The organism is Ilumatobacter fluminis (genome assembly GCF_004364865.1).
In the GTDB taxonomy this organism is placed as follows: Bacteria; Actinomycetota; Acidimicrobiia; order Acidimicrobiales; family Ilumatobacteraceae; genus Ilumatobacter; species Ilumatobacter fluminis.
The window spans coordinates 1,590,486-1,600,691 of record NZ_SOAU01000001.1 but is presented as its reverse complement, the minus strand read 5'-3'; the positions used below and the strand labels follow the sequence as shown (position 1 = coordinate 1,600,691).

Sequence of the window (10,206 nt, the reverse complement as noted above, 5' to 3'; positions counted from 1 at the left end):
TCCGGCGAACGGACCGTCGAGTAGCGAGCCATTGCGAGATCGAGCGGGCATCCACTTCGGACAGAGAAGCGAAAGCTGTTTCCGGGCGGATGGTGCCATTGCCACCCATGGCCAATCCGCAACCGTTCGCCAACTGCGTGAAGCGTGAACGCCTCGTACGACGCGCCCTTCTTTGTGCTGAGACTTGCTTTGTCGGCTGCGTCCAACGGCCCAACCGCTCGTTCGAGAGAGGCGACAAGCGCCGTGGGGTCAATCACGGCTCGAACTCACGAGCTGCGGCCATTCCTCATGGACCGCTTCGCGCGCCAGCGATGTGAATGCTCGGAGCGTCGTCAACACGTCGCGGAGCGTTGCGCCACGCCCGTCGACGGGTCGAATCGATCGGGCGGTGGTTAACGAGGCTCGGCCATCCTGAAAGAGAGCATCCGGAGCGACCTCTTGAAGGTAAGCAAGTGCGTCGATCTCAGGGACCAGTACCTCGTCGAGCGTGTCGGCCAAGCTGAGTAGTTGCCTTGCTGCCATGGCCGTGTCGTCCTCAGCGATTGTCGCATCAAGATCGGCCAGGATCCAGCGGTTGACGACGGTTGCGATGAGCCAATCCAACTGATTGCGTCGAAGGACGTCGAGGAGGCCATCCAACGATTCAGCTTCGCCTGCCACACGCCAGTTCCTACCATGATGGACAAGCCGCTGCACGCGACGATCGTCCCAAGCCAGGCCGCAGTGCTCAACCTCGAAAAGTTCAATCACAGGTCTCGAACCGTGCCTAGAACGTGCCTGGAACAGCCGACATCAGCCGGACACAGCGGACAACACGGGGTAATCTGAGCGGCGACACATCCGACGTTCCGCCTGCTCAGCGCACGTTTCTGCAGGTCACGGCGCCGCCTGCCGAATCAGCTTCATGCCACTTCCAAGCTGACGATGAGGGTTCGATTCCCTTCATCCGCTCCAATCGCAGCCTGGCCCGAACGTCACGTCGTCGCCGGGCGGCCGACGACGTAGACGAACTGGTTGGGGTCGAAGGTGATCGAGCCGTCGGGTGCGACGAAGGGTTCGACTGCCTGTCGGTTCGCCTCCTCGACGGCGGCCGCTCCCGAATGGCCGATCGCCATCTGCGTCGGGCCGGCGGCGTGTGCGATCTGCCAGAACTCGTCCCAGCTCTCGTACGAGAACGGGCAGTTCACCGCTCCCTGTGCCCCGACGTCGAGCCCGGCGTCGGCGAACGCTGCTGCGAGCACGCCGGGCGACGAGAGCCGGAACGGACCACCGGGCTCGGCACCGGGCGGAGGCGGCGGCATGAACGGTCCGAGCGCTTCGAGCACCGGCCGGTAGGTGACGTCGTCCGGCGGCCCGAACAGACCGGCGACGACCGCACCGTCGGGCTTGCAGACTCGCTTCAGCTCGGCCAGCGCAGCGCCGAGGTCGGCTGCGTACTGCACCGAGTTCGCTGCGAACACGACGTCGAACTCGTCGTCGGCGAACTCCAGCTCCTCGATGCCACCGACGTGGAACTCGGCATCGCCGACCGTCCGGCGAGCGTGATCGATCAGACCCGCAGCCGCGTCGACACCGACGACCGAGGCGCCCGTCGCCGCGATCAGCCCACACGAATGGCCCGCCCCGCAGCCGATGTCGAGCACCCGATGCCCGAGCCCCACGCCGGCTGCGTCGATCATGGCGCCGAACAGCGGCGCGTGGCGACGCTCCTGACCGGCCCAACCCGCCGGCTCCGCGCTCCAGAGTTCGCCCTGCTTCACTTCCGATCCCATCGGCGCATCTCTACCACCACCGGTTCGGACGGACCTCCGCTGGGGTTCGGGTCGCCACCTTCGGCCGGCCGCCACAGCACCGCGCCGCCACGACACCCGGCGCGCGATGCTCGTCGCATGCGGATGACCTCGATCGCCACGGCCACGACCTCGTCGACGCTCGCCGCACTCTCGGCACTCCACGTCGGGTGGGGCCTCGGCGCATCGTTCCCGTTCGCGAGCCGCGAGCAGTTGGCCGACTCGGCCGCCGGTACGAGCGAGGTTCCCGGCCCACCGGAGTGCTTCGCGGTCGCAGCGATCCTCACCGGCGCGGCGGCACTGGTCGCCGACGTCGCCCCGGTCGGGCCGACCACGCGGCGCATCGGACTCGCGGGCGTCGCGCTCGTCCTCGGTGGTCGCGGCGCCGTCGGCGTCGCCGGACGAACGAGCTCGATCGTCCCGTGGACACCGTCGGCCCACTTCGACCGGCTCGATCGGCGGTACTACGGGCCACTGTGTCTGCTGCTCGCCGCCGGCGCACTCGTCTCCGCCCGCTGACCACCCTCCCACGGTCGCCCCTGCCACCCTCGCAGAACCAATTACTTGAACCTTGTTCAGTTAATCGGTACAGTCCTCTCATGACGCTGCTCGACGATCCCCGCCCGATCTCCGCCGACTCGCACGCGCTCGAGACCGCCGACACGTACGCCGGTCTGCCCGAGAAGTTCGGAGACGACGCTCCCCGCGTCGTCAACAAGGGCGACCAGGGCGACTACATCGAGATCCCGAACCAGCCGCACCGCTCCCGCAACGTGGCGATCATGTGCCTCGCCGGCACCCGGCTCGACTACGAGACCCCACTCCCCCGCGAGCACGCCACCAAGCCGAGCGCAGGCTCGATCACCGATCCCGAGATCCAGGCCTACTTCACCGGCGGCTACGCAGCCATGCGACCCGGCCTCCGCGACGGCGCCCGCCGACCCGACGACCAAGACATCGACGGCATCTCCGCCGAGGTGCTCTACCCCGGCTGGTTCCCGATGTTCAGCCTCCCCGACCTCGATCTCCTCGTCGCCACCCAACGCAGCTACAACGACTGGATGGCCGACCAACAGGTCCGCTCCGGCGGCCGCCTCGTCGGGCTCGCCGCGCTCCCGGTGCAAGACCCCGAGATCGCCCTCGCCGAACTCCAGCGGGCGATCGAGCTCGGCTTCAAGGGCATCGTCCTGCCGAGCAACGCACCGAAGGGACGCACGTACAGCGACGAGGCATACGACCCGATGTGGGCCCTCGCGCAGGAGGCGCGCCTGCCGATCGCGTTCCACGTGGCGTGCATGTCACACGTGCCCGACTGGGTGAAGGCGATGGCCGAGCGCGACCCGATCACCCAGTACTCAGGCGCCGCAGCGCTCATCCACGACACGATGGTTGAGCTCATGATCCGCGGCGTGTGCGCCAAGTTCCCCGACCTCAAGTTCGTCCTCGCCGAGTTCAACGCCGGCTGGATCGCCCACTGGCTCGACAAGGCGCAACAGGGCTGGGCTCGCGAGCACGCAAAGGATCCGTCGGCCGGCGCACCCGTCGACCTGCTCGAGATCTGGAAGCGTCAGTTCTACGCCACGATCGAGGACGACACCGCCGCCCTCTCCACCCGACAGTTGATCGGCGAGGAGACCCTGCTCTGGGGATCCGACTACCCGCACACCGACTCGACCTGGCCGTGCTCGGCGCAGGTGCTCGACGAGATGTTCGAGGACTACGCCCCCGAGACCCGCGACAAGGTCACCCGCACCAACGTCGCCACCCTCTACTCCCTCTGAGACCGCGACGGCCGGCGACGGAACGAGCAGGGATCGTCGATCGACAACCGTCGCTCGGTGCTCGGGCAACTTCGTTCAGGACACGATGCCGACGAGTAGATCGGGAGTCAGTTCCGGCACGAACGCCGGCGGGTCGATCGCAAGTGCGGCGTCCGTGGTTCCGTCGCTGACCACAACGCACGACATGCCGGCTCGCAACGCTGCCCGAACGCCGGGCACCGAGTCCTCGAACACCAGCACCTGCTCGGGTTCCACCTCGAGCAGGCCAGCTCCGGTCAGAAAACCTTCGGGGTCCGGCTTCCCGGCCCTCACGTCCTCCTCGGCGACGATGCGTCGGAAGCAGTCGTCGATCCCGCGACTCGACACGACGTTCACGACGTCGACGCGCTGAGCACCGGTCACGATCGCAAGCGGGATCCCCGCCTCGTGCATTCGGCGCACGAGCGCGACCGTCGCATCAGAGATCGGCGAAGCGCCCGCCACGGTGAGCTGGTATTCGGTGCGCCGCCGCTCCAGCAGCGACTCGACCAGGTGCCGGCCGCCGCCGCAACGCTCGACGGCCATCTCGACGATTTCACGGTCGCTGTGTCCGAGGAACTCGGCTCGATACTCGCCCGCGCTCATCTCCCAGCCGAGGCGCTCCGCGAACAGCTCGATGAAGATCCGTTCGAGGATCGGTTCGTCGTTCGACAACGTGCCGTTGAAGTCGAAGATCGCCGCACGGCCAGGTACCGCCGCCCACGCCTTGACGACGTCGGCCGCGTGCTGCCGCCCGGTTGCCACCGTGTGCTCGTGGTTCATCTCGACTCCTCGTCGTCGTGGATCGGCACCGCGCCTCACAGGGCGGCCAGGGCGCGCTCGCAGCGAGGGTCGAACATCATCGACAACGCCCCCAGCAACATGCCGCCACCGTGCTTGTCGTAGTCGTAGTCGGCGTCACGCACCGGGGAGTTCAGCAACGACCAGTGCCCCCACTTCACGAGCGCACCGATCCCCGACAGAAACACCCGCGCCCTCACCCCGTCGTCGACTTCGCCCCCGGTGTACGCCTCGAGTAACGACTCGAGGACGGCGCCGTCGTACCCGTACATCGCCACCAGACCGCCGAGCTCGTAGTACCGGTCGGTGTTGGCCGCGTACTCAAAATCGATCAGCTTCAACGTGCCGTCGGGGGCCTGCATGTAGTTCTGGGGATTCATGTCGTTGTGTCCGGGCACCAGGTCGATACCGGCGTCGACGTAGCGCCGCTGGATGGGGGCCCACCGACGCTGCACCTCGAGCTGGTACGGCAGCGGTGCTCGTCCCGACGCGGCGATCTGTTCGAGATGCTCGTCGATCATGTCGAACAACGTCTTCGTCGACCCGAGTGGCGCACCATCGTGCAACACGCCGTACATCGCGAAGAGCCGCCCCATGAAGTGAGGGTCGTTCATCTCGTCCCGACGCGTCGGTCGGTGGCCGGTCAGCATGTCGGAGATCTCGATGCCCGAGTCCGAATCGAAGAAGCGGACGGCCGGGCCGACGCCGGCCGATGCTGCACTCAGTGCGGCCTGGTTGGCCACCGCCCGGTCGATGAACGCATCGGTACCGGGGCCGGGCACCTTCACGAAGTAGTGGCGCCCCGCGGCCTCCATCTGCCAGTTGATGTTGGTGAAACCGGCGTGGATCCGGGTGAGGGCGACGTCGCTCCCGAACGGCCAACCGGGCAGTCCGGCGAGCGCGGCTCCGAGTTCGGTGGCCGTCATCGAGATCCACGGAGTCACGGGGGCCATGTCAGCGCCACGCTCCCCCGGCGGATCGCAGCAGGTCGGTCATCTCACCGCTCGCGAACGGCACGGTGAGACGCCACGTCTTACGCATCCGGTACCCGCCGAAGCTGACGGGCGAGGTCGGCTCGAGTGCATACGCCCGCTCGGCTCGCAGATAGTCGCGCAGGTCGGCGAGCACGCCCCACACTCGTGCCCGCGCGTACGCGCCAGGATGGAAGCCGCCCCACAGATCGGTGAACACATCCCGAGGGGCACCCGCCAACGGGCTCAGCTCCGTCAGCAGTGCACCCACGTCGGCCAGGGGGTCGGTAGACCCGGCCACGCCGCCGCCGGTGAGGCGAATCGAACCGTCCTCGTGGACGAGCACGTCGGAGATTTCCGCCGAGAGCCATCCGGGGACGGAGGCAGGACCATGGGCGACCGCGCTGCGCATCTGTGGAACGGCGTCGATCACACGCTGGTCGAGGCCGACGGCGGGCCCGACGTCGGGGCGGTCGCCGAGTAGTTCGGCCACCTCCGCACCGATGTCGTGGCCCGGCAGGGCCGCGCCGGAGTCGCGGACCCGGCGTCTGGCATCGCCGATCATGCGGATCGTCCGCCGGTCGCGCACACGCCACAACGTGGCGACACGCCACCCGGCGCCCAGTTCCCGCTCCACGGTCACGCCGGAAGCGGAGTCGGCGAACACGACCTCCGGGCCGACACCCAGTTCGCCGGCGATCGACCGTGCGGTTGCGCCGCGGCCGCTTCGGTCATGTGCACGCGGCGCCTTGGCCAGCAGTGATTCGCCGTCGTTGCCGATCGCCCGCCAGATATCGTGGTCGCCGCCCCACCAGCTCAGGTCGGCGGCAGCGATGCCTGCCGAAGCCCAGTCCAGATCCGCCCACGGAGAAGGCAAGACGTCGGCGAGGGCGTGCACGAGTCCGGTCAGCGGGTAGCGAACGGGTAGGGGACGTCGAAAGGACGAGATCGTTCGAGGAACGCGAGCACGGAGAGCACGCCGCCGTCGTCGAATCGCCGACCGCTGACCTGCACGCCGATCGGCGCGCCCGTCTCGGACATCGTGGTGCACACCACGCCTGCGGGCAGGCTCGTCAGGTTGTGCGGAATGGTGTAGATCAGGTTCTCGATCTCTTCACCATCGCGCGACGGCCGCGGATCCTCCGCCGGGAACGAGACGATCGGGGCCACCGGCTGGACGACGTAGTCGAACGAGTTGAGGACGCCGGCGGCGCGAGCACGCATCGCTTCGACCTTCTTTTCGTTGGTGACGTGCTCGACCGCCGTGAGTTCCTTGCACCTCATCAGTGTCGCGAGCAGCGGCTTCGGCAGGAACGTCCAGGCGTCCTCCGGAGCCGCGATCAGCTCGGGGAGACCCCGGGTCATGAGCACGGTCTCGAGCACCGCGATGTCGTCGTCCGACAGCACCGGGGCGCTGATCTCGGTGACGTTCGCTCCGGCCGCCGCGAGGAGCACGGCCTGTGACATCACGGCGTGTTCGATCTCCGGATCGAGCGGCGCCGCATTGCTCGCGACGAGCACGCCGATGTTCACCCCGTCGAACGACTCCGGTACGGCTCCGTCCCAGCTGAACTGTCCGGGGAGCGAGAGGTGATCGGAGTCGTCGGGCTTGCCGATCACCGACAGCAACGCGGCGACGTCGGCGACGGTCCGTCCCATCGGCCCGGCGTTGCCGATCAGCTTCGGCGGGTCGTAGGCGATGCGACCCTGCGTCGGCTTGAGACCGACCAGGCCGGTCAGTGCCGCCGGGAAGCGAACCGAACCGCCCATGTCGGTGCCGATTGCGACCGGTCCGCCTCCGATGGCGACCAGTGCCGCGGCACCCGAGCTCGAGCCGCCCGGACTCGTCGCCGGGTCCCAGGGGTTGCGGGTCACGCCGAACTGCGAGCTGACACCCGACCCGAGGAGGCCGAAGTCGGGCATCGCCGTCTTAGCGAACACGACTGCGCCGCCCTCACGCAACCGCTTGACGGGAGCGCCGTCGTGCTTCGACGGAGGCGACGCGTCGTTGAGCTTGCTGCCGTGCCAGCGCTTGAGTCCCTCCATGTGGAAACTGTCCTTCACCGAGACCGGGACACCGTCCAACGGTCCGAGGGGTTGGCCGTCGCTCCAGCGCTGCTCGCTCGCCGCGGCCGCTGCCAGGGCGACCTCCTGATCGATCGCCGCGATCGCGCTGAGGTCGCGGCCGGCGTTCTCGGCGAGTTCGATGATCGTTTGCGTTACCGCGACCGGCGACACCTCGCCGTCCGCGTAGGCGGCCGTGAGTGTGCCGACGTCCGCACGGGTCGGGTCGAAGGGCAGGGTGCTCATGCTGCCACCTCCGACGCCGCGAGCGCACTCTGTCGCTTTTTGGCCATGTCGGCCCACGCCGACTTGAGCACCCGCTGCAACGACTTGTCCAGCGAGATGGCGAGGATCAGCGTCAACCCGACGAAGACGGTCTGCAGGAACTGGCTGACACCCAGCAGCACGAGCCCGTTGCGCAGCACGCCCACGAACAGGAGCCCGGCCAGGACGCCGGAGATGCGACCGGAGCCACCGTCGAAGGCGACGCCGCCGAGCAGGACGACGGTCAGCGCACTGAACTCCATGCCGAGCCCGACGTTCGGTGATGCGGCCCCGAGCTTCATCATGAGCAGGACGCCGGCCATCGCCGCGCCGACGCTCGAGAGGACGAACAGGCGGAGTCGGACGGTCCGGACGTTGATGCCCATCAGGTGTGCCGCACGCTCATTGCCCCCGACGGCCAACGTCTGACGCCCGAATGGCCGACGATTCAGGAGCCACCAGGCTGCGACCGATGCGACGATCAGGAGCACGATCGGGAGGTGCAGGCCGAGGATCGAGAACTGGGCGACGGTGCGGGCCTGGGTGGGCAGCCCGGTGATGGTCTTGCCCTCGGACAGGTACAACGCCATGCCGCCCCACACGTTGAGGAACCCCAACGTGACGACAAGCGCATTGAGCTGGAAGTACTCGACGAGGATGCCGTTGATGACACCGCAGACGACGCCGACGAGCAGGCCGACGACGACACCGTCGATCACCCGACCGGTGTCGGTCATCACCTGCGCCGACACGATCGCCGAGAGGCTGGCGACCGATCCGACGGACAGGTCGACCGAGCCGCTCATCACGAGCAACGACAGTGGGATGGCGACGAGGCCGATCTCGACCATCGAGCCGACCACGGTCTCGAGGTTCGGACCGCGAAGGAAGCGATCCGAAGAGAGGCTGAAGAATCCGACCAGGACGATGAGCGCCGCGATCGAACCGTTCTCGGCCAGAACGACCTTGAGCTGGGTGAGCGTCATGCAATTGCTTCTTTCTCGGGGATGAGACCCAGCAACGCGTCGAGCATCGCTGCGTCGAAGTCGTCGGTACGGGCGAGTTCGGCGCTTTGGTGGCCGTAGAGGACGTAGGTGCGATCGCAGAGACCGGCGATCTCGTCGCTCTCGGCGCTCGCGACGACGACGGCCATGCCGTCGGCCGCGGCGCGGCGGACGACGCGGCGGATGTCGGCCTTCGCTCCGACGTCGACGCCCTGGGTGGGTTGAGCGAGCAGGAGCAAGCGAGGGGTGACCGGATAGATCCACATCGCCAGCAGGTGCTTTTGTCGGTTGCCGCCGGAGAACGCCGACATGGGCGATTCGGGGCCCGGGCCCTTGATGTCGAGGGCCTCACAGATCTCCCGGTACTGCTGCTGGCGGGCAGCAAGCGTGGGTGCGACGGGGCGACCTTCGTGGCGTCGCCCGCGCCACGGGGCGAAGACGTTGTCGAGGGCGCCCATTCCGGCGATCAAGCCGTCGGTGTCACGATCGGCGACGACCGTGTGGACCCCGAGACCGATCGCCGCCCTGGGGCTGCGCGGGCGGTACTCGACACCGTCCAGTGTCGCCTCGGCGTGACCGTCGAGCCCCTGGAGGGCGTCGAACAACTCGAACTGTTCACCGCCGGCGACGCCGAACAGTCCGACGACCTCGCCGCGCCGGAACTCGAGCGGGAACGGATGGCGGACCTCCATGATGACGTCGCCGGGGATGCCCGGTTCGAACGCCGACTCCTGCATTCCCGGGGCGAGGTCGTTGGCCAGCTTGGCGCTCGAGAGCCCTGCGACCGGTTGCTCGCCGACGACTCGTCCATCGCGAAGGATCACGACGCGGTCGCACACTTCGACGATGTCGGGAAGCCGGTGCGAGACGTAGATCACCGTGGTGCCACCGGCTGCGAGCCGTCGGATCAAGGCATGCAACGAGTCGGTCTCGCCCTTGCCGAGCGCTGCGGTCGGCTCGTCGAGCAGCAAGACCTTCATGTCACCGTGCAGCAGTCCGCGGGCGAGGTCGACCAGCTGTCGCTGCCCGAGCGGGAGGTTGCCGACGAACTCCCGGAGGTCGATGTCGTCGCCACCCACCTGCGCCAGCGCGTCTCGTGCGGTTCGCCGTTCGGCGGCGGTGCGACCCATGCCGGGTTGGCTCATGAACAGGTTGTCGAGCACGGACAGGTTGCCGGCGAGCGCCGGGGTCTGATGGATGACGGTGATACCGAGCTCGGAACTTCGGCTCGGTGAGGGAATCGACACCTCGTCACCGTCGAGGCGCATCAGCCCTTCCGTCGGGGCGACGGCACCGGTGGCGACGTTGAGCAGGGTCGACTTGCCCGCGCCGTTGTGGCCGAGCAGGCCGACGATCTCGCCGGGGGCAAAAGCGAGATCGACGTGATCAAGTGCACGAGTCACGCCGAAGTCGACGGTCATGCCCTCGAAAACCAGACGTTCAGGGGATATGGACACAGGCTCTCCGTTCGACCGACCGGGTCACCGCGGACCGCACCGGAGCGCGGCCCGCG

General features: G+C 67.9%; 10 protein-coding genes. 2 read left to right on the top strand and 8 right to left on the bottom strand.

The features are described from left to right. Positions 1-249 precede the first annotated feature (249 nt). On the bottom strand, positions 250-750 hold the full coding sequence (locus tag BDK89_RS07200) for a hypothetical protein (RefSeq protein ID WP_133868296.1): 501 nt from the start codon (positions 748-750) through the stop codon (positions 250-252). 224 nt (positions 751-974) lie between these two features. Then, on the bottom strand, positions 975-1,772 hold the full coding sequence (locus tag BDK89_RS22085; protein ID WP_133868295.1) for a class I SAM-dependent methyltransferase: 798 nt from the start codon (positions 1,770-1,772) through the stop codon (positions 975-977). A 117-nt stretch (positions 1,773-1,889) separates the two neighbouring features. Between BDK89_RS22085 and BDK89_RS07190 the strand changes: the two genes are divergently transcribed. Together BDK89_RS07190 and BDK89_RS07185 are read left to right on the top strand one after the other, a co-directional pair. Continuing rightward, entirely contained in the window at positions 1,890-2,309 is a 420-nt protein-coding gene (locus tag BDK89_RS07190; protein ID WP_208293996.1) for a DUF3995 domain-containing protein, read from the top strand. Positions 2,310-2,389: 80 nt separating this feature from the next. After that, positions 2,390-3,571 carry an amidohydrolase family protein gene (locus tag BDK89_RS07185; protein WP_133868294.1) on the top strand — a complete coding sequence of 394 codons (1,182 nt, stop codon included), beginning with the start codon at positions 2,390-2,392 and terminating at the stop codon, positions 3,569-3,571. Positions 3,572-3,646: 75 nt separating this feature from the next. On the opposite strand, the gene BDK89_RS07180 is transcribed toward BDK89_RS07185, so the two are convergent. From BDK89_RS07180 to BDK89_RS07155, 6 genes are read right to left on the bottom strand one after another with little or no spacing between them, the layout of a single operon-like run. Beyond that, on the bottom strand, positions 3,647-4,372 hold the full coding sequence (locus BDK89_RS07180; RefSeq protein WP_133868293.1) for an HAD family hydrolase: 726 nt from the start codon (positions 4,370-4,372) through the stop codon (positions 3,647-3,649). 35 nt (positions 4,373-4,407) lie between these two features. Further along, entirely contained in the window at positions 4,408-5,343 is a 936-nt protein-coding gene (locus BDK89_RS07175) for a choline/ethanolamine kinase family protein (RefSeq protein WP_133868292.1), read from the bottom strand. 1 nt (position 5,344) lies between these two features. Beyond that, positions 5,345-6,259 carry a hypothetical protein gene (locus tag BDK89_RS07170; protein ID WP_133868291.1) on the bottom strand — a complete coding sequence of 305 codons (915 nt, stop codon included), beginning with the start codon at positions 6,257-6,259 and terminating at the stop codon, positions 5,345-5,347. Positions 6,260-6,267: 8 nt separating this feature from the next. Then, entirely contained in the window at positions 6,268-7,671 is a 1,404-nt protein-coding gene (locus tag BDK89_RS07165; RefSeq protein ID WP_133868290.1) for an amidase, read from the bottom strand. Next, on the bottom strand, positions 7,668-8,675 hold the full coding sequence (locus BDK89_RS07160; RefSeq protein ID WP_133868289.1) for an ABC transporter permease: 1,008 nt from the start codon (positions 8,673-8,675) through the stop codon (positions 7,668-7,670). Before BDK89_RS07160 ends, BDK89_RS07165 begins: the two co-directional genes overlap by 4 nt. Beyond that, entirely contained in the window at positions 8,672-10,096 is a 1,425-nt protein-coding gene (locus BDK89_RS07155; protein ID WP_208293995.1) for a sugar ABC transporter ATP-binding protein, read from the bottom strand. Before BDK89_RS07155 ends, BDK89_RS07160 begins: the two co-directional genes overlap by 4 nt. Between the last annotated feature and the right edge of the window lie 110 nt (positions 10,097-10,206).